Consider the following 19,056-nt stretch of genomic DNA (forward strand, 5'->3'; position numbering starts at 1 on the left):
CCCAACCGGGTTCAGGAGGTCACGCATTATAACCCTGGCTGCCCATCGGGTGTACCCGAATCGGGTAGCAGACTCGGTGCAATGGGTGGCACGTCACGCTGGCCGAGGCGTCTGGCCAGCGCAGAGAGCAGCTGGGGCTCGTCCACCTCCATCAACAGACCGGCCACCAGCGCCCCGTATTGACGGTTAGAGAGTTCCGCCAGCAGGTATTTCTGGGCTTGCGGCGGCAAGGGCGAGAGTGCGCTCAGTTGGCGCAGGGCGGCTCCCTTCAATCCCTCATTGCCACTGGCGGCAATCAGCAGATCGCTGGCAGCACTGCCGTGATGAAAGCGGCTGATGGTGGAGAGTGCGCGCAGCGCATCCTGATCTGCCGGCCGCCGCCACAGCATGCTATAGAGCGCCGGTTCGCCGGTGCGCTGCAACAGATGGAACAACAGATGATTGTCGGGCAGATAGATATTCTGGCTGGCCAGCGCTTGCGCCTCCCGCATCCAGATCGGTTGCGGCAAGGTGTCGAGGGCCAGCAACAGGGCTTGCTGCTGCATGGCGAGATCGGGGTTACTGCTGTAGTAGATGGACTTTAGCTGGAAGCTGCCCTGGGCAAGCTGCTGCCGATAGCGCTGCATCAGTGATTGCAGCTGCCACTCCCCCAGCAGCTGACGGGCCTGCGCGGCAAAATCATAGACAGGTTGCTGCACCAGAAAACCGTCGACCTGCTGCTCCATGAGCCACTCGGGTGCCTTGTCAGCCTGAGCCTCGACCCACTGTTGCAACGCAGGGGATGCAGGGGAGGTAGCGGGAATATCCCGCAGCAGCTGCAACAGCAGGAACTCCCGCCGCTCGCGACTCAGGGTCGCCAGCAGAGAGTCGATGGCTGCAAATTGCCCCTCCTGCAGACGGCCCGCCAGATAGCGCTGGTGCGTCTGCAACGTCTCGGCTGTCACCGCGACCGGAGCACTCTGCGCGCAGGCTGGCATTGCACTCAGCAACCCCAGCAATAACCAGAAAACAGGCTTCATGACGTCTCCATCCATGTGACATCGGGATCTCATACTACTAGGGCGACCGGAAAACAGATAAACAAAAACCGCGACCAGGGCCGCGGTTTCGTCATTTTCTGACCGGACTTACTTCTGCTGGCGCCGCATGGCGTCGAAGAACTCGTCGTTGGTCTTGGTCATCGCCAGCTTGTCGATGAGGAATTCGATACCGTCGATCTCGCCCATCGGGTGGACAATCTTGCGCAGGATCCACATCTTCTGCAGCTCGTCACCTGAGGTGAGCAGCTCTTCCTTACGGGTGCCTGAGCGGGTGATGTCGATGGCCGGGTAGACGCGCTTCTCGGCAATCTTGCGCGAGAGGTGCAGTTCCATGTTGCCGGTACCCTTGAACTCTTCGTAGATAACCTCGTCCATCTTGGAGCCGGTATCGATCAGCGCGGTGGCGATGATGGTCAGGCTGCCGCCCTCTTCAACATTACGCGCGGCGCCGAAGAAGCGCTTGGGACGGTGCAGGGCGTTGGCGTCCACACCACCGGTCAGTACCTTGCCGGATGACGGGATAACGGTGTTGTAGGCACGGGCCAGACGGGTGATGGAGTCCAGCAGGATCACCACGTCTTTCTTGTGCTCGACCAGACGCTTGGCCTTCTCGATCACCATTTCGGCAACCTGAACGTGACGGGAAGCAGGTTCGTCAAAGGTGGAAGCGATCACTTCACCTTTCACCATGCGCTGCATCTCGGTCACTTCTTCCGGACGCTCATCGATCAGCAGAACGATCAGTTCACAGTCCGGGTGGTTGTAGGCGATGCTCTGGGCGATGTTCTGCAGCAGCATGGTCTTACCGGCCTTGGGCGGCGCCACGATCAGGCCACGCTGGCCTTTACCGATGGGGGAAGCCAGGTCCAGTACACGGGCGGTGATATCTTCGGTAGAGCCATTACCCCGTTCCATACGCAGACGTTCGTTGGCATGCAGGGGGGTAAGGTTTTCAAACAGGATCTTGTTGCGGGAGTTTTCCGGACGGTCGTAGTTGACCTCATTGACCTTGAGCAGTGCGAAGTAGCGTTCGCCCTCTTTCGGTGGCCGGATCTTGCCGGAGATGGTATCGCCGGTACGCAGGTTGAAGCGGCGGATCTGGCTCGGGGAGACATAGATATCGTCAGGACCTGCCAGATAGGAGCCGTCTGCACTGCGCAGGAAGCCGAAACCATCGGTCAGGATTTCCAGCACACCGTCGCCAAAGATATCTTCACCACCCTTGGCATGCGCCTTGAGGATTGCAAAAATAATATCTTTCTTGTGCGCCCGAGCCAGATTTTCCAACCCCATGGATTCGCCAAGCTTGACCAGCTCGGACACAGGAGTGTTCTTTAATTCAGTCAGATTCATAGTGGTGAAAGTCTGTAAGCAAGGATTGAAATGAGGAGACAGTCTGCTGGATTGATGCTGATCGGATTTGATTGCCAGGCTGTGGTTAGCAAAGAGTCAGGCAAAAAGGTTAGCAAACGAGCGATAAACTAGCACCAATCGGGATGAGCGTCTAGGTGATAAAACACAAGGAGCGCATTATTGCAATGCGCTCCTCTTTAATTATTACAGGTTGCCGTCCAGGAACTCTTTCAGCTGAGTCTTGGACAGTGCACCGACCTTGGTCGCTGCCACTTCGCCATTCTTGAACAGCAAGAGGGTCGGGATACCACGAATGCCGTACTTGGGCGGAGTATCAGAGTTATGGTCGATGTTCAGTTTGGCTACGGTCACGCGACCTTCGTACTCTTGGGCAACTTCTTCCAGGATCGGGGCAATCATCTTGCACGGACCACACCACTCGGCCCAGAAGTCGACCAGAACGGCGCCATCGGCTTTGATTACATCTGCCTCGAAGCTGGCATCGCTCAGCTGAACAATCTTGTCACTCATCTCCAACTCCAGTCAGTAATTAAGGCTTTATTGACATATCAACAAAGGCAATAGTTGCCCTATTTGAAATGATCCTGTTTATTATTGCAAGCCTAACCTGATAACCTACCGCCATGAGCAAAACACACTTAACGACCGACAAATTCGCCCAAATGGGCCTCGAACCCGAAGTTCTGGCTGGTCTGGAATCAAAGGGATTTCACTATTGCACGCCCATCCAGGCACTGTCTCTGCCACTACTGGTAGAAGGTCATGACCTCGCCGGTCAGGCCCAGACAGGAACCGGCAAGACCATTGCCTTCCTGGCCGCGACATTCAACTATTTGCTGACTCACCCGCTGACCAAGCCCCGTCTGGTTAACCAACCCAGAGCCATCATCATGGCACCCACCCGGGAACTGGCAGTACAGATCTATAACGATGCCGACAGCATCGCCGCTTCTACCGGCCTGAAACTCGGCCTCGCCTACGGTGGCGAAGGTTACGACAAGCAGCTAGCCGTGCTGGAGCAGGGCGTCGACATCCTGATCGGCACCACCGGCCGCATCATCGACTACTTCAAATCCAAGGTGATCGATCTGAGCAACATTCAGGTCGTGGTACTGGACGAAGCTGATCGCATGTTCGATCTGGGCTTCATCAAGGACATCCGCTTCCTGTTCCGCCGCATGCCGCCCGCGACCGAGCGTCTGAGCATGCTGTTCTCAGCCACCCTCTCCCTGCGCGTGCAGGAGCTGGCCTACGAACACATGAACCATCCGGAACATGTGCAGGTAGAGCCTGAGCAGATGACCGGCGTGCGGATCAAGGAAGAGCTGTTCTACCCCTCCAACGAAGACAAGATGTTGCTGCTGCTCTCCCTGATGGAAGAGGAGTGGCCGGAAAAAGCCATCGTCTTCGCCAACACCAAGCATGTCTGTGAAGACGTGCATGCGTGGCTGGAGAATGACGGCCACCGCGTCGGCCTGCTGACCGGTGACGTGCCGCAGAAGAAGCGGATGAAGATCCTCGAGGATTTCACCAAGGGTGCGCTCGATATTCTGGTCGCCACCGACGTGGCCGCCCGTGGTCTGCACATCCCTGACGTGACCCACGTCTTCAACTATGACCTGCCCGACGACGCCGAAGACTATGTACACCGTATCGGTCGTACCGGTCGTGCCGGCAAGAGCGGTCACTCCATCAGCCTGGCCTGTGAAGACTATGCCTTCAACCTGCCAGCCATCGAGGAGTACATCCACCATGCCATTCCGGTCAGCAAATATGATCGCGAAGCGCTGCTGGATGACGTGACCCCGCCGAAACGGGTGTTCCGCAACCGTCAGCCGGTGAACCGCAACATGCGGGATCGTCAGGGCGGTGGCAACAGCAACAACCGTCATCGTCCGCCGCGCAAGAGCTAAGGACAGGCCCGTTGCACAACTCGCCTCTCTATGCCGCCATCGACCTCGGCTCCAACAGCTTTCATATGCTGGTGGTGCGCGAGGTCGCCGGTGCCCTGCGCACCGTCGCCAAGGTAAAGCGCAAGGTTCGCCTTGCCGCCGGGCTCGATCCGGAATTTCGTCTCAGCCGTGCCGCCATGGAGCGGGGCTGGGACTGTTTGCGTCTCTTCTCCGAACAGTTGCAGGACATCCCGGCCGACAATATACGAGTGGTGGGCACGGCCACACTGCGCCTTGCCACCAACGTCGACGAGTTCCTCAGCGAAGCGGAACGGGTACTCAACCACAGCATCGAGATCATCTCGGGCGAGGAAGAGGCCAAGACCATCTATGAAGGGGTCTCCTGGACCTCTGCCGGGGAAGGCAACCGGCTGGTGATCGACATCGGCGGTGCCAGTACCGAACTGGTGATCGGCGAACATAGCGAAGCAAAACTGCTCAACAGCCTGCACATGGGCTGCGTTACCTGGCTCAACAATCACTTCGGTGATGGCGAGCTCTCCGAAGCCCGTTTCGAGCAGGCGATTGCTGCCGCCAAGGCGGTGCTTGAGAAGGTGGCGGAAGATTACCGCGCCCTTGGCTGGCGTACCTGTGTCGGCGCCTCCGGCACGGTGCAGGCGCTGCAAGAGATCATGCTGGCACAAGGGAAGAGCGAACGGGTCACCCTGCCGAAACTGCAGGAGCTGATGGGTCAGGCCATCGCCTGCGGCAAGCTAGACCGGCTGCAACTGGAAGGGCTGGCGGCCGAGCGGCTGACCGTGTTCCCCTCCGGTCTCGCCATCCTGATCGCCATCTTCGAAACCCTCGATATCGAGAGCATGACCCTCGCGGGTGGCGCCCTGCGTGAAGGACTGATCTACGGTCTGCTGGGTAACAATCACGACTGTGATGCCCGGGATCGCACAGCCGACAGCCTGATCAGCCGCTATCAGCTGGATAAAGAGCACGCCGAACGGGTGCGCGATACCGCTGTCGAGGCGTTCAACCAGCTGCAACCGGCCTGGCGACTCTCCAAACGCTACGGTCGCCCAATCTTGCGTTATGCCGCCCTGCTGCACGAGATCGGCCTCTGTATCGAATACAAGAAGGCGCCGCAACACGCCGCCTACATCATCGACAACATCGACATGCCGGGCTTTACCCCTGCGCAAAAGAAGCTGTTGTCGGCCCTGCTGTTCAACCAGCGGGACGAATTCAAGCTGGAACCACTGGAGAAACAGGGTGCCGTCACCGGTCGTCAGGCGATCCGGCTGGCCCGTATCCTGCGCATCGCGCTGATCCTCTGCATGCGCCGTACCCAGGGCACAGTGCCCAGCTTCACCCTGCAGGCAGAAGAGGAGTCACTGACTCTGACCCTGCCCAAGGGCTGGATGGATGAACACTACCTGCGCGCCAGCGAGCTGCGCTTTGAAGTGGAACGCCAGCAGAAGATGGGCTGGCCGACCCGCGTACAGGAAGCCTGACTCAGCAACCTGGCTGTTTTGGAGCCGATCATGCCGGATTATCAACCCATCAGCTGCGATCTCTACGACTGGCTCGAAATTGCTGCCAGCTGGCAACTACCGGTGACCCTCACCAGCCGCGATGATCGCCAATGGGATGACAAGATCCGCACTATCGAAGCCAGCGAAGGGGTCGAGTATCTGCTGCTGCACAGTGGCGAGCGGCTCAGTCTGGCGGATCTGGCGACCCTGCGCCTGAACTGGCAAGGGGAAGAAAAGCTGATCCGCTTCGCGCCAACCAACTGAATCCAGTAAGACAAAAGAGGGCCAACATGACGTTGGCCCTCTTTTTTGCATCCGCAACTCGCACCGGCTTTTAACCCGCAGCCAGCGCCGCCATCACATAGACATCGAAGCGGTTGCTCTTGGTCTCGATAGCCATGCTGGGCTTCTGTTCGTTGAGCCAGCCGGCGTAATCCGGCCGCTTCACCACCACCCGTTTCTCTGCCATTTGAAGCGCAGCTGGCAGCAGAGCATCAGCATCAAGATCCGGCCCCACCAGCGACTGGAACACCCGCATCTCCTTTTTCACCAACGCTGACTTCTGCTTGTGGGGGAACATGGGGTCGAGGTAGATCACCTCGGGCCGCTCCGGCAGCGCCAGCAGATTGTCCACCGCCGGGCCTTGCAGCAGGTGCATCCGCTCACTGACCCAGGGGCCAATCTCGGGATCCTGTGCCGCCCGCGCCAGCCCATCCTGCAACAGAGCGGCCACCACAGGGCTTCGTTCGATCAGGGTCACCTTGCAACCAAGGGAAGCGAGCACGAAGGCATCGCGCCCCAGACCGGCAGTGGCATCCACCACGGTCGGTGTGGCACCGGCCTTGAGCCCCACCGCCTTGGCGATGGACTGGCCCCGACCGCCGCCAAACTTGCGGCGATGCGCCACCGCCCCTTCCACGAAGTCCACATAGACAGCACCCAGCTTGGGCTCATCCAGCTTGCGCAGTTCCAACCGTTCCGGGGTAAACACCAGGGCAAACTGGGGAAGGTCGAGCTGGGCAAGCTGGCTGGCCAGCGCGTCTGCCTGCGCGGCCTTGGCGGGGTCTTCGAGGAGGATTTGCATGGTCTTTGGATGCGTTCTAAGTTCAGTGAACCGAGTGTACCACAGCCCCTTCAAGTCGCTGTAGGGAGGAAATCCCATGAACCTGTTCATTGCCCTGCTCCTCGCCGCCCAGAGCGGCACAAACCTGAAGGTCTGCGGCGTAGACTGGCCTCCCTTTTCCTATGCAGAACAGGGCAACCTGAAAGAGGGCATTTCGGTGGAGATCCATCAAGAGGTGGCGCGCCGCCTTGGCATGAACCTCACTCTGCTTGAACTGCCTTGGGGACGCTGCGAGCAGTATGTCAGCACCCAGCTGGCGGATGGCATTCTCGACAATGCCCCTCTCCCCGGTTGCTATCACTCTGACCTTGCCACCGCCTTCTATCCTCTGGCCGCCTATGTGCGTACCGACAGTCCGTTACAGAACTTCTCGTGGGAGATGGCCAAGGGGCTGAAAGTAGGGATGGTCAGGGGGTATGACTACACGGCCAAGATCAGGAACTTCACCGGCTGGGAGCCCATCAAGGTTCACTCCGACAAACAGCTGCTACTGATGCTGGAAAAGAGCCGGGTCGATATGATCATCCTGGACTACTTCTCTGCCCCCATTCTGTCGAGGGAGCAGGACGTCAGGATCCGCGCCCTCACCCCCTTTATCGATTCCACGCCGCTCTACCTCTGTTTTGGCAAACAGAAGGCTGACCTGCTGCCTGCCTACAACAAGACGCTGCAACAGATGCAGGATGAGGGAGTACTGGATCGCATCTATTTGCGCTATCTCGGCGAGGATTACCGGACATTGAAAACCAAACAGGAACAGATGACATCGAAGGAGTAAGCGCCACTAGCTGATCTGCAGAAACATCCCTTTGTCATTGAGCTGCAGATATTCGGTGAGATCGTCATAGGCCAGCGGGCGGCTGAGCAGATAACCCTGAGTGAAGGCGCACCCTTTCTGGCAGAGGAAGTTGAGCTGCTCGCGGGTCTCAACCCCCTCGATCACCACCTGCATGCCCAGGTTGTGCACTATGTTGATGATGCCGTCGAGCAGCATCCGATCCTGCTCATTGAAGGGGATATGGCGCACGAAGGAGCGGTCGATCTTGACCAGATCGACCGGGAAGGTGCGCAGATAGTTGAGGGCCGAGTAGCCGGTACCGAAATCGTCGATGGCCAGCTTGCAGCCCGCCTCGCGCAGGGCATCAATCCGCACTCTGTGCTGATCGCTGCTCTCCATCAGCAGAGATTCGGTGATTTCGATGACGATGTCGGCAGGATCGAGCCCGAAGTGCTGGATCACCTTGAGCCACTCACTCGCCTCGGGGTCGATGGTCTGGAACTCCATGGTGGAGCGGTTGATCGACATCTGCAGATCCGGAAAACCGGACTGCTGCAACCGCGCCAGATCCCGGCACGACTGCCACAATACCAGCGCCCCCAGCCCCTGAATCAGACCTGCCTCTTCCGCCAGCGGAATAAACTCGGCAGGGGAGACCTGCCCCCAGTGGGGGTGATACCAGCGCACCAGCGCCTCCAGCTTGGCGACCCGTCCGCTGCGATTGTCCCAGATCGGCTGGTAGGCCATTGTCAGCTGCTCCAGCTTGATCGCTTCGGCCAAATCCTGCTGCATCTGGTGGCGCTGGCGCACCTCTTCCCGCATGGATGAGCAGTAGGCACCGAGCAACCTTCCCTGCCGCTTGGCCGCAAACAGCGCCTGTTCGGCATTGCGCAGCAGCTCGTCGCTCTCGCTGCCATCGACCGGGCAGAGGGTCATGCCGATGGTCGCGGTCACATAGAGATGCTGGTTGGCCAGCATAAAGGGGCGGGCGAAGCTGCCGATCACCTGCTTGGCAAACACCTCGGCCTGACGGCGGGTGACGATGCCGGGCACCAAGAACGCGAACTCGTCACCGCCGATGCGGGCCACCAGATCTTCGGTGCGCACCCGGCTCACCAGTCGATCCGAGACCTCCCGCAGCAGGGCATCGCCCGCATGGTGATCCATGCTGTTGTTGACCGCCTTGAAGTTGTTGAGGTCGAGCACCATGAGCGCGAAGCGCTCGCCCCGCTCGCAGAAGCGGGTGAGGCAGCGGCCAAACAGCCAGCGGTTGGGCAGGCTGGTAAGGTTGTCGTAGTTGGCCTGGGTAGCGATCTTCTGCTCGGCCACCTTGGTCTGGGAAAGATCGCTGAAAATGGCGATATATTGCTGAATTTTGCCGGCTTCGCGCAGGGTGCTGATCATCAGCTGCTGCGGATAGAGCTTGCCGTTCTTGCGCTTGTTCCACACCTCGCCACGCCACACCCCCACCCGCTCCAGCGCATGGTACATGTCGGCATAGAAGGTCTGATCGTGCAGCCCGGACTTGAGCATGCTGGGACGCTGGCCCCGCACCTCGTCGCTGCTGTAGCCGGTGATCTGCTCGAAGGCCGGGTTGACCGAGATGATGCGGCTGTCGGCATCGCACACCAGAATGGCCTCGGAGAGGTTGTCGTAGACCCGGTGAGAGAGCTTGAGCTGCTCCGCATGGCGCTTGAGGGGATCGATATTCTCCAGCAGCACCATCAGGTAGTCCGGCTGCTGCTGCTCGTCGCGGATCAGGGTGACAGTTACCCGCCCCCACAGGATCTCGCCCCCCTTGCAGAAGTAGCGCTTCTCCTGGGTGAAACTGCTGCGCTCGCCGCGCCGGATCTCTTCGTAGCACTCAAGGCTGCGCTGCCAATCCTCCGGGTGATTGATGTCGGAGATGGAGCGATGAAGCAGCTCGTCGAGGGGATAACCCAGCATCTTCTCGATGGCCGGGTTGGCCCAGAGAATGCGGCCGGTGAGATCGAGCTTGCCGATCCCCACCGGGGCCTGAAACAGCATGCTCTGCAGCACATGAGGGGTATCAGGCAAGAGTTGCGGCAGCTGGCGTTGCAGCATCAACGCCAGTTCGCGACCGGCCAGCGGCCCCAGCAACCGGAGCAGCCCCATCACCTTGGTCATATTGGCCTGCGGCTGACGATAGAGCAGGCAGCAGATGCCTATGGTCTCGCCATCCGCATCCTTGAGGGCGATCCCGGCGTAGGCCTGGGCTTGCCACGCATCGGCAAGTGGCATCGCGGGGAACAGCTGCAACAGACGATCGCTGAACCATGCTTCCCCCTCCTGCCAGGTAATGGCATCAGGAGAGTCAGTCAGTGGCAGCGTCAGGGTATCGGGGTCAAGAGAGGAGGGATGGGCAGCCTGAACCGTAAGATGGGAAGCATTTGATTCCCTGCTGGCGATAAGGACGACATCAGCCATCACAGCAGCGGCGATTTCACTCACAAAGGTATCGAAATATCCCTGGCCGCTCGAATGAGCCAGACTTGAGATGATTTGATAGACGGAATCGAGTGCTCGCCTCATGGCAAGTGGCTTTCTCTCCTTGAAGGTTAGAACACGACTCTACTGAAGAGCTGTGATCAGTGCAAATATGCAATCAGCAAGATATTAAAAAGCCTTGAAAAAAGGGACCAAAAGGTCCCTTTTTGTCGCAGAAATCACGACTCGATCCCACTATGCCGCAAAACAGTGTACCTGCTTGAAGCTCACACAGGCGGCGGGTCAGGAATCTCAGGCAGCGATCCCGCTGTGTCGCAACAGTGCATCCACCTTGGGCTCACGACCACGGAAGGCTCGGAACAGCTCCATCGGCTCCTTCGATCCCCCCTTCTCCAGAATATTCTTCAGGAAGGATTGGCCGGTCGCCGGGTTGAAGATCCCCTCCTCCTCGAAGCGGGAGAAGGCATCGGCAGAGAGCACCTCGGCCCACTTGTAGCTGTAGTAGCCCGCCGCATAGCCACCAGCGAAGATGTGGGAGAAGCTGTGCTGGAAGCGATTGAACGCCGGTGGCGTCATCACTGCTACCTGACTACGCACCTCATCCAGCAGCACCGGGAGCTGTGCCGGATTGGCCGGATCAAACTCCTGATGGAGGCGGAAGTCGAACAGGGCGAACTCCAGCTGGCGCAGCATCTGCATGGCGGCCTGGAAGTTGCGGGCGGTCAGCATCTTCTCCAGCAGATCGGCTGGCAGCGGTTCGCCGGTCTCGTAGTGGCCGGAGATAAAGGCCAGCGCCTCGGACTCCCAGCACCAGTTCTCCAGGAACTGGCTCGGCAGCTCGACCGCATCCCAGGCCACGCCGTTGATACCGGCCACGCCGGCCACATCGATGCGGGTCAGCATGTGGTGGATGCCGTGGCCAAACTCATGGAACAGGGTGACCACTTCGTTGTGGGTGAACAGCGCAGGCTTGCCATCCACCGGGCCGTTGAAGTTGCAGGTCAGGTAGGCCACCGGCTTTTGCAGCGAGCCATCCTGACGGTAGCGACGACCCAGACAGACATCCATCCAGGCCCCGCCCTGCTTGTGCTCGCGGGCGTAGAGGTCGAGGTAGAAGCTGCCGCGCAGCTCGTCGTCGGCATCGAAGATGTCGTAGAAGCGCACGTCCGGGTGCCAGGTGTCGATGCCGAGGCGCTCGCGCACCTTCATGCCGAACACCCGCTTCACCACCTCGAACAACCCCTTCACCACCTTGCTGGCGGGGAAGTAGGGGCGCAGCTGCTCATCGGAGATGGAGAACTTGTGCTGTTTGAGCTTCTCGGCGTAGTAGGCGAGATCCCAGGCGGCCAGCTCGCTCTGACCGTGCTGCTCGGCGGCGAAGGCGCGGATCTCCTCCAGCTCGGCCTTGCCTTGTGGCAGGGATTTGGCCGCCAGATCGGTGAGGAAGCTCACCACCTGTTCGGTCTTGTCCGCCATCTTGGTGGCCAGGGAGAGCTCGGCATAGTTGGCGAACCCCAGCAACTGAGCCAGTTCGCGGCGCAGGGTGAGCAGCTCGCTCATGATGGCGGAGTTGTCCCACTTGCCCGCATTGGGGCCCTGATCGGAGGCGCGAGTGGTGAAGGCCTCATACATCTCTGCCCGCAGCTCGCGGTTGTCGGCATACATCATCACCGGCAGATAAGAGGGGATATCCAGCGTGAACAGCCACCCCTCTTTGCCTTTAAGTTCAGCCATCTGACGGGCAGCGGCACGCACGCTATCGGGCAGACCGGCCAATTCGGCTTCATCGACCACCAGCTTGTGCCAGCCCTGGGTCGCATCCAGCACGTTGTTGCTGAAACGGGAGGCCAGCTCGGAGAGGCGGGCCTGAATCTCGCCGTAACGCTGCTGCGCCTCGGCAGGCAGACCGATGCCGGAGAGACGGAAGTCACGCAGGGTATTCTGGATCTCCTTGCGCTGGGCGCCGCTCAGCAGCGGGAAATCATCGCTCTGGGAGAGGGCCAGATAGGCCTGATAGAGCCCTTCATGCTGACCGACATAGGTCTGGAATTCGGAGAGCAGCGGCAGGCAGGCATCATGGGCCTCGCGCAGCGCTTCGCTGTTGAGTACGGAGTTGAGGTGGCTGACCGGTGACCAGATCCGTGACAGGCGGTCATTTACCTCTTCCAGCGGGGCAATCAGGCTATCCCAGGTATGGGGATCACGCTGGGCCAGCACATCGCTGATCTTCTGCTTGCAGTCAGCAATCGCCTGAATCACGGCAGGCTGAACCTGCTCCGGCTTGATCTGGCTGAAAGGGGGCAGCGAATCCATTGTCAGCAAAGGGTTATTCATCCCGGTTACCTCTTGTTTGGTCTTGAACAGACCGCTTTAGCAGCTCTGTATGGCTTTCTAACATGTGGCCAAGCCACGCAATAATCAAGCGGGAATCCGCCGCAACCCTGTACTTTTCCAGCCATTGCGACCCGGATCTCTGCCGTTGCTGCAGTTTTGCCATCAACAGCCAGTAACAGAATGAATCTGTGGGCCTTTTTTGGCTCTTACCGCTACTTTCAAGGGGCAAAAAGTCGCCATTTACCGGCGCCACAGCTGCCAGCCAAGTACCGTCATGCTCAATCATGGAAACTGACAAAATGTGGTAGCTGTAACAAATTATCAATATTTTTCAGTTAATTAGAATCAAAACCAACTATTGATTAATTTATTTTCAAGCATCTATCATAGGCAACCTGCCATGCAGGTCACTTGATTCTCTGTGCTGCACAGAAATCGGGTGAAAAAGGCAAAGTGACCCGAAAGGGCGCGACGCAAAGCCACCGGTCTAAGGGAAAACACCTATGACAGCGGGGCTGCCCCCGGGGACGTCCGGTCACAACCGACGCCCCATTTGCACCGTACGGAGAGACGATGAACAAACTCAAATTATCCCTGCTTGGCTGCCTGCTCGGCATGGGCGCCCCCATGGCATATGCCACCAGTGCCGGTCAGGCGATGGTCAACCCCCAGTCCGGCGTAGTGGTCGGCTATTGGCACAACTGGTGTGACGGCTCGGGCTACAAGGGCGGTATCGCCCCCTGCGTCAAGCTCGATCAGGTCAACCCGCAATACAACGTGGTCGATGTCTCCTTCATGAAGGTCTATGGCAGCGATCCCATCCCCACCTTCAAACTCGACCCGGCCATCGGCATGAGCGAAAGCCAGTTTATCGAGCAGATCGCCGAACTGAACCGTCAGGGCCGTGCCGTGCTGCTGGCGCTGGGCGGTGCCGATGCGCACATCGAGCTGCGCAAGGGTCAGGAGCAGGCCTTTGCCGACGAGATCATCCGTCTGGTGGAGACCTATGGCTTCGACGGGCTGGATATCGATCTGGAACAGGCCGCCATCACTGCCGCCGACAACCAGACCGTGATCCCGGCGGCCCTGCGTCTGGTCAAGGATCACTACCGCGCCCAGGGGAAAAACTTCCTCATCACCATGGCGCCGGAGTTCCCCTATCTGACCCAGACTGGCGCCTACATCCCCTATATCCGCAATCTGGAAGGATACTACGACTGGATCAACCCCCAGTTCTACAACCAGGGTGGCGATGGTATCTACATCGATGGGATCGGCTGGATTGCCCAGAACAACGATGCCCTGAAAGAAGAGTTCATCTACTACATGGCGGATTCGCTGAGCAACGGCACCCGCGGCTTCTACAAGATCCCCCATGACAAGCTGGTGTTCGGCATTCCGACCAACATCGACGCCGCCGCCACCGGCTATGTGCAGGATCCGCAGAAGCTCTACAACGCCTTCAACCGCCTGAAGAGCGAGGGGCAACCGCTGCGTGGCGTGATGACCTGGTCCATCAACTGGGACATGGGCCGCAACGCCGCCGGTCAGTCCTACAACGAATCCTTCATCAAGAGCTACGGCCCCTTCATCCACGATCAGGAGATCACGCCCCCGGTCGACAACGGCAAGCCGGTGTTCAGCGGCCTGAGCGATACCCGCATCAAGCAGGGCACCGCCTTTGATCCGCTGGCCGGTGTCAGCGCCAACGACAAGGAAGATGGCGACCTGACTGGCCAAATCCAGGTGGAAGGCTCGGTAGACAGCCAGCGCATCGGCCTCTACCCCCTCACCTACAAGGTGAGCGATCGCGACAACAACGTCACCGAGCAGGTACGTACCATCGAGGTCTACAGCATGAAGCCGGTGTTCAGCGGCGTCACCGACACCACGCTGGAACTGGGTACCCCCTTCGATCCGATGACAGGCGTCAGCGCCCATGATGAAGAAGATGGCGACCTGACCGCCCAAATCAAGGTCAACGGCAGCGTCGACAGCAGCAAGGTCGGCCGCTACACCCTCACCTATCAGGTGAGCGACAGCGCCGGTCAGCAGGTAACCCAGCAGCGCAACGTGACTGTCAGGGAGCAGGGCGCCGTCTGTGAAAACAGCTGGGATGCCAAGAAGGTCTACGTGGGCGGCGACATCGTCAGCCACAACGGCAAGAACTGGCTGGCAGGCTGGTGGACCCAGAACGAAGAGCCGGGCACCACGGGTGACTGGGGCGTCTGGCGCGTACAGGGCGACAGCGACTGCGGCGGCACAACGCCACCCGCGGAAGGCAGCAGCGACTTCACCGTCAGCGCCATGGGCTCCGACTACACAATAGTAAACGGTCAGGTCAGCATCCGTTTCAACGTGACGACCGCCAACCCGGTCCAAATCACCGCGACTCTGGAGCAGAGCGGCCACAGCCACGGTACCAGCAGCAGCCAGGTGAACGGCTCCAGCACCCTGGTACTACAGGGCAGCAATGTGACCGATGGCAGCTACGACGTGGTCATCACCGGTCTGGCAGATGGCCAGCAGCCGGTGGTGCAACGCTTCCCGGTCACCCTGACCGAAGAGAGCGACAACGGCGGCAGCGATGGCGACTACCCGGCCTATGCCCCTAACACCGGCTATCAGGCCGGTGATCGGGTCAGCAATGCCGGTGGCAACTATGAGTGCAAACCCTGGCCATACAGCGGCTGGTGTGGCGGCTCGACCAGCCACTATGCACCGGGTACCGGCAGCGCCTGGAGCGATGCCTGGATCAAGCTCTGACCTTGCCCCAACCACTAACGGGGGCCGACAGGCCCCCGCCCATATCCTGCCCGTCGGCCACGCTGCCGATGGGCAGGATGCACTGACCCGGACGGGTTAGCCCCTCTCTTTTACATGCTTGCCAACCACCAAAAAAACATCCAACAACAACCAAGATAAGGAAATCACCATGCCAAGAACCACCAAGCTTGCCACCCTGCTCGGTTTGCTGCTGTCGGCCCATGTCGTGGCCGATGAGCGCGAACAAGCCTATTTCAAACAAACCTATCAGGAGCACTACGAGCAGATGACGGCGCGCCTCGCCGCGCTGCATCAGAGTGCGGCTGACGAGCAGAACGTGATCATCAAGGATGGCAAGCGCCACCTTGCCATCAACGGCCTGCTCTACCCGCTGACGGCGGATAACCACATCCTGTTTGATCTGCCCAAACCCCACTTTTTCGACGAAACAGCCATTCGTAACGTCTTTGATTTCTTTGATGAGGAGTGGGAGCTGACCTGGTACGACGGTGGGGTCGTAGCGGTCAACAAACGCTTTGGCAACTATGACTACGGCAACGGCTGTCTGCTGGAGTACTTCCCCCACGGCCAGATCCAGAATGGCGAACGCACCCGGGTGGTGATGGAGACCAGCTCCTGCAGCGTCAACTCGTTTGCCACCTCGCTGCAATATCTGGACAAAGGCGAGGAGCTGACGGCCGACCAGCTGGGGCTGGACGCCAGCCTGATCACGGCGGTCGAGCGCTATCAGGATCGGCTCTATGTCAGCCAGAACGGCAATCCGGGCCATGTGGCCATTATCGATATCCCGAGCCGCCAGCAGATTGGCGAGATCCGCGGCACCGAAACCGGCAGTGCCACGGCCTACAACCAGGTCAGCGAACTGTTTGTCCGCAACAACCTGCTCTACGTGGTCTCGCGCTACTCGCACCGGGTCGATATCTTCGATCTGGCCGACGAGCATCGCTATGTCACCACCCTGGGAACCGGTCGGGATTCCGGCAGCAACAGCCTGCACCGCGCCCAGGCCATCTTTGCCAATCAGGATTACGTGCTGGTGGCCGATGCGCTGAGCGAGATCAAGGTCTACCGCCAGCAGGATGTGACGCCGGAGAACAGCCTCAAGACCCCCATCGCCGGTCGGCTCGCCTTTGAAGGAAAATACAGCCACCGTCTGGTGCAACTCCATCAGGTGGGTGACTATCTGCTGGCCCACACCGCCGGCAAAAACTACTACATCTATGACCTGCGCAAACTGGCTGATGCCATCGCCAGCAACACCCCGCTGGCGCCTGAGCAGGTGATCGCCGACAGCAATCTGCAAAAAATCGACATGGATGGCGATCGACTGGTGGTGAACTTCAAGGACCGCATCGAATGGCATGATGTCGATACCCTGATCGCCAACGACTTTCAGTTCAAGAACCCGACCTTTACTGTCCGGGAGATCAACCAGCAGCCTGTGGCGGCGCTGAAAGATCTCCAGCTGGCGGGCTCGGCGCTTGTCACCGCCAACGAACGCGGCCTGGGTTTCAACCAGCTGCTGAGCAAGGAGATCAGCTTCACGGCCGACGAGCAGTTGCCGGCTCGCCCGCTGATCTTCGATCAGCTGATGCCGGCCGCAGTCAGCTACATACTGCGCAATGACGAACCCTACGAGGTGCTGATCGATCGCGCCCAGCGTTCGGTCAACATCAATTCGCTGGTCAAGACCGAGCTGCTTGATAACGACACGGTGCGCATCACCAACTATGCCGCCAGAGAGCTGCATGACATCAATATCGAGTCACGCCTGAACGGTATCAACAAGTGGCTGATCCTGGGCCAGCTCGATCGCCTGCCCGCCTATGCCCAAATCACCCTGCCACTGAGCGCCTTTAGCGAGCAGGGACGCTTCAACAGCGCCAGCCGCGACGGAGTGTTTGATCTCAACAACCTGCTCGACAACAGCATCAATCTGCCTGCCCAGTTCGAGCACAGGTTCAGCTCCAACTCGGATCCGTTTGCCCAGAAGCTGGCACGCCTCAAGCCAAGCTGGAACGTGCGCTTCGCCACCAACACCAGCGGCTCCTAGCGCCCCATCAATGCCCTCTACGCACGCGAGTGGCTGATCATCGCCACCAACCTGGCCTACATGGTCTCGACCGAGGAGTTCAAACACGTCTGGTACAACTTCAAGGCGGTGAACGGCTACGAGATGTTCGGCAATGGCGGCAACAGCTATGTGCCGAACGGGATCTTTACGGCCGCCGATTATGACTACTACTACCACAGCCTGATGAAGCGCCCCTACCTCAACCTGGGGATCACCGCCATGGGGGGCGGGCTGGGGAGTGGTGGCATCACCGGGGTCGATACCTTTAACTTTGTCAGCCACTACTACGGCAGTTGGGGCATCATTGCCCACGAATTTGGCCACGGCTTCGATGGGAAGTCCTACAGCCATGAGAGCGCGTTTGCCCGTGGCAGCCATGGCTGGCATCCCCTGATGACGGGCATGGCCAACTACCATATCCGCAAGGGCGACCTGCCCTATCTGGACGATGATCTCAACGGTTTCCACAAGCCGGAAAACGACATCTATCGCTACAACTCGGTCAGCCAGGGGGCTCGCAAGCACCGCGCTGACAGCCACATGTACTATACCGACCACTACTTCATGCAATTCTCCACCATGCCGCAAGGCTGGGTAGCCAACGGCAGCGACTTCAGTGCCGGGCAGCTGGCAGCCCTGAACAATCAGGAGCGACTGCTGATGGGCTGGATCCCCAAGGAGTCGGAGAAAGGCAATCTCTGCCGGTTCACCTTCCAGGATGGCGAGCAGTACTACGGCTACGTCGAACAGCAGGCTGATGGTCTGCTCTGTGATGCCGGATCCCTGATCCGTTATCGTCAGCCCGATGGCCAGTTTGTGCCGCTGGTCTCGGCCATCAACCAGTTTGACTGGCTGTCACTCCACCACAAGGGCAAGCTGGATCAGCCAGTGCTGCACCAGAATGGTCGCCAGCTCTGCTACAAGAATGTGGCGGGCTTTTACGGTATCGGCTTCGTCAATGACAACAAACAGTGCACCCAGTTGCCCAACGTCTATCAGACCAATGGCAAGCACTGGCTGACCAGCTCCGGCTGGACCGGTCTGACCTACCTGAGCGGAGACTTCATTCTGCCCACGACCGGTAGCAGCAGTGACTTCACCGTCACCGATCTGGCGGCCGAATATCTCATCGTCAACGGCGCGATCGACTTCAGCCTGACGCTGACCACCGCCAACCCGGTGACCGTCACCGCGACCCTGTTGCAGGATGGCAATCCGGTCGCCACCGGCAGCGCCCTGATCGATGGTCAGGGTTCCCTGCAGCTGGCACAGTCGGGCCTAGCGGCCGGCAGTTACGAGCTGCTGCTGGCGGGCATGGCTGAGGGGAGCAAGCAGGGCTTCGAGCGCCGCTTCACCCTGGCATTGGTGGAACAGGCTCCGGGTGGTGACAGTGACGGTGGTAACGGCAGCTACCCGGCCTATGTTGCGGGCACCGCTTATCAGAGTGGCGAACGGGTCAGCAATGCCGGTGGCAACTACGAGTGCAAACCCTGGCCCTACAGCGGCTGGTGTAGCGGCTCGACCAGCCACTATGCACCGGGTACCGGCAGCGCCTGGAGCGATGCCTGGATCAAGCTGTAATCAGCCGCTCGTTACCAAAAGAGAGCCATAACGACAGAGGGGGAGCCATCGGCTCCCCCT

General features: G+C 59.5%; 13 protein-coding genes and 1 riboswitch. Of the genes, 7 read left to right on the forward strand and 6 right to left on the reverse strand.

The features are described 5' to 3' along the window. Positions 1 to 26 precede the first annotated feature (26 nt). From ACB035_RS19105 to trxA, 3 genes are all read right to left on the reverse strand, one after another. Complete coding sequence (locus ACB035_RS19105) at positions 27 to 1,019, reverse strand: hypothetical protein (protein WP_371167930.1); 993 nt, start codon at positions 1,017 to 1,019, stop codon at positions 27 to 29. Between the two features lie 108 nt (positions 1,020 to 1,127). Then, positions 1,128 to 2,393, reverse strand: a complete 1,266-nt coding sequence (gene rho / locus ACB035_RS19110; RefSeq protein ID WP_005339417.1) for a transcription termination factor Rho — start codon at positions 2,391 to 2,393, stop codon at positions 1,128 to 1,130. Between the two features lie 204 nt (positions 2,394 to 2,597). Continuing rightward, positions 2,598 to 2,924 carry a thioredoxin TrxA gene (trxA, locus tag ACB035_RS19115; RefSeq protein WP_005339416.1) on the reverse strand — a complete coding sequence of 109 codons (327 nt, stop codon included), beginning with the start codon at positions 2,922 to 2,924 and terminating at the stop codon, positions 2,598 to 2,600. Positions 2,925 to 3,037: 113 nt separating this feature from the next. Here trxA and rhlB point away from each other — a divergent pair, with 113 nt between their 5' ends. From rhlB to ACB035_RS19130, 3 genes are read left to right on the forward strand one after another with little or no spacing between them, the layout of a single operon-like run. Continuing rightward, the gene (gene rhlB, locus ACB035_RS19120) at positions 3,038 to 4,327 is read left to right on the forward strand and encodes an ATP-dependent RNA helicase RhlB (protein WP_371167931.1); all 1,290 of its coding nucleotides are present in this window, start codon (positions 3,038 to 3,040) and stop codon (positions 4,325 to 4,327) included. 11 nt (positions 4,328 to 4,338) lie between these two features. Next, positions 4,339 to 5,829 carry a guanosine-5'-triphosphate,3'-diphosphate diphosphatase gene (gppA, locus tag ACB035_RS19125; protein ID WP_005355894.1) on the forward strand — a complete coding sequence of 497 codons (1,491 nt, stop codon included), beginning with the start codon at positions 4,339 to 4,341 and terminating at the stop codon, positions 5,827 to 5,829. A gap of 30 nt (positions 5,830 to 5,859) precedes the next feature. After that, on the forward strand, positions 5,860 to 6,114 hold the full coding sequence (locus ACB035_RS19130; RefSeq protein WP_040069895.1) for a Rho-binding antiterminator: 255 nt from the start codon (positions 5,860 to 5,862) through the stop codon (positions 6,112 to 6,114). A 70-nt stretch (positions 6,115 to 6,184) separates the two neighbouring features. On the opposite strand, the gene ACB035_RS19135 is transcribed toward ACB035_RS19130, so the two are convergent. Continuing rightward, positions 6,185 to 6,934 (reverse strand): class I SAM-dependent methyltransferase, encoded by a 750-nt coding sequence (locus tag ACB035_RS19135; protein WP_076493766.1) that lies wholly within the window; start codon positions 6,932 to 6,934, stop codon positions 6,185 to 6,187. A 76-nt stretch (positions 6,935 to 7,010) separates the two neighbouring features. On the opposite strand from ACB035_RS19135, the gene ACB035_RS19140 reads away from it, so the two are divergent. Next, positions 7,011 to 7,751, forward strand: a complete 741-nt coding sequence (locus tag ACB035_RS19140) for an ABC transporter substrate-binding protein (RefSeq protein WP_236269594.1) — start codon at positions 7,011 to 7,013, stop codon at positions 7,749 to 7,751. A 6-nt stretch (positions 7,752 to 7,757) separates the two neighbouring features. Here ACB035_RS19140 and ACB035_RS19145 read toward each other — a convergent pair whose 3' ends face one another. Both ACB035_RS19145 and prlC read right to left on the reverse strand, forming a co-directional pair. After that, positions 7,758 to 10,304, reverse strand: a complete 2,547-nt coding sequence (locus ACB035_RS19145) for a bifunctional diguanylate cyclase/phosphodiesterase (protein WP_167570565.1) — start codon at positions 10,302 to 10,304, stop codon at positions 7,758 to 7,760. A 207-nt stretch (positions 10,305 to 10,511) separates the two neighbouring features. Then, complete coding sequence (gene prlC / locus ACB035_RS19150; RefSeq protein WP_371167932.1) at positions 10,512 to 12,554, reverse strand: oligopeptidase A; 2,043 nt, start codon at positions 12,552 to 12,554, stop codon at positions 10,512 to 10,514. Positions 12,555 to 12,991: 437 nt separating this feature from the next. After that, positions 12,992 to 13,077: riboswitch (cyclic di-GMP riboswitch) on the forward strand. A 50-nt stretch (positions 13,078 to 13,127) separates the two neighbouring features. Between prlC and ACB035_RS19155 the strand changes: the two genes are divergently transcribed. The 3 genes from ACB035_RS19155 to ACB035_RS19165 all read left to right on the forward strand — a co-directional run bounded on the left by ACB035_RS19155 (position 13,128) and on the right by ACB035_RS19165 (position 18,996). Next, a complete protein-coding gene (locus ACB035_RS19155; RefSeq protein ID WP_371167933.1) occupies positions 13,128 to 15,320 on the forward strand; it encodes an immunoglobulin-like domain-containing protein in 2,193 nt (730 codons plus the stop codon). 169 nt (positions 15,321 to 15,489) lie between these two features. Then, positions 15,490 to 17,394, forward strand: a complete 1,905-nt coding sequence (locus ACB035_RS19160) for a YncE family protein (RefSeq protein WP_371167934.1) — start codon at positions 15,490 to 15,492, stop codon at positions 17,392 to 17,394. 60 nt (positions 17,395 to 17,454) lie between these two features. Then, complete coding sequence (locus ACB035_RS19165; RefSeq protein WP_371167935.1) at positions 17,455 to 18,996, forward strand: hypothetical protein; 1,542 nt, start codon at positions 17,455 to 17,457, stop codon at positions 18,994 to 18,996. The last annotated feature ends 60 nt before the right edge of the window (positions 18,997 to 19,056 follow it).

The organism is Aeromonas sp. S12(2024) (genome assembly GCF_041402305.1).
In the GTDB taxonomy this organism is placed as follows: Bacteria; Pseudomonadota; Gammaproteobacteria; order Enterobacterales; family Aeromonadaceae; genus Aeromonas; species Aeromonas veronii.

Coding starts and splice junctions, on each gene's coding strand:
- ACB035_RS19105 (WP_371167930.1), bottom strand. CDS start 1,019: ATGAAGCCTGTTTTCTGGTTATTGCTGGGGTTGCTGAGTGCAATGCCA.
- rho (WP_005339417.1), bottom strand. CDS start 2,393: ATGAATCTGACTGAATTAAAGAACACTCCTGTGTCCGAGCTGGTCAAG.
- trxA (WP_005339416.1), bottom strand. CDS start 2,924: ATGAGTGACAAGATTGTTCAGCTGAGCGATGCCAGCTTCGAGGCAGAT.
- rhlB (WP_371167931.1), top strand. CDS start 3,038: ATGAGCAAAACACACTTAACGACCGACAAATTCGCCCAAATGGGCCTC.
- ACB035_RS19130 (WP_040069895.1), top strand. CDS start 5,860: ATGCCGGATTATCAACCCATCAGCTGCGATCTCTACGACTGGCTCGAA.
- ACB035_RS19135 (WP_076493766.1), bottom strand. CDS start 6,934: ATGCAAATCCTCCTCGAAGACCCCGCCAAGGCCGCGCAGGCAGACGCG.
- ACB035_RS19140 (WP_236269594.1), top strand. CDS start 7,011: ATGAACCTGTTCATTGCCCTGCTCCTCGCCGCCCAGAGCGGCACAAAC.
- ACB035_RS19145 (WP_167570565.1), bottom strand. CDS start 10,304: ATGAGGCGAGCACTCGATTCCGTCTATCAAATCATCTCAAGTCTGGCT.
- prlC (WP_371167932.1), bottom strand. CDS start 12,554: ATGAATAACCCTTTGCTGACAATGGATTCGCTGCCCCCTTTCAGCCAG.
- ACB035_RS19155 (WP_371167933.1), top strand. CDS start 13,128: ATGAACAAACTCAAATTATCCCTGCTTGGCTGCCTGCTCGGCATGGGC.
- ACB035_RS19160 (WP_371167934.1), top strand. CDS start 15,490: ATGCCAAGAACCACCAAGCTTGCCACCCTGCTCGGTTTGCTGCTGTCG.
- ACB035_RS19165 (WP_371167935.1), top strand. CDS start 17,455: ATGGTCTCGACCGAGGAGTTCAAACACGTCTGGTACAACTTCAAGGCG.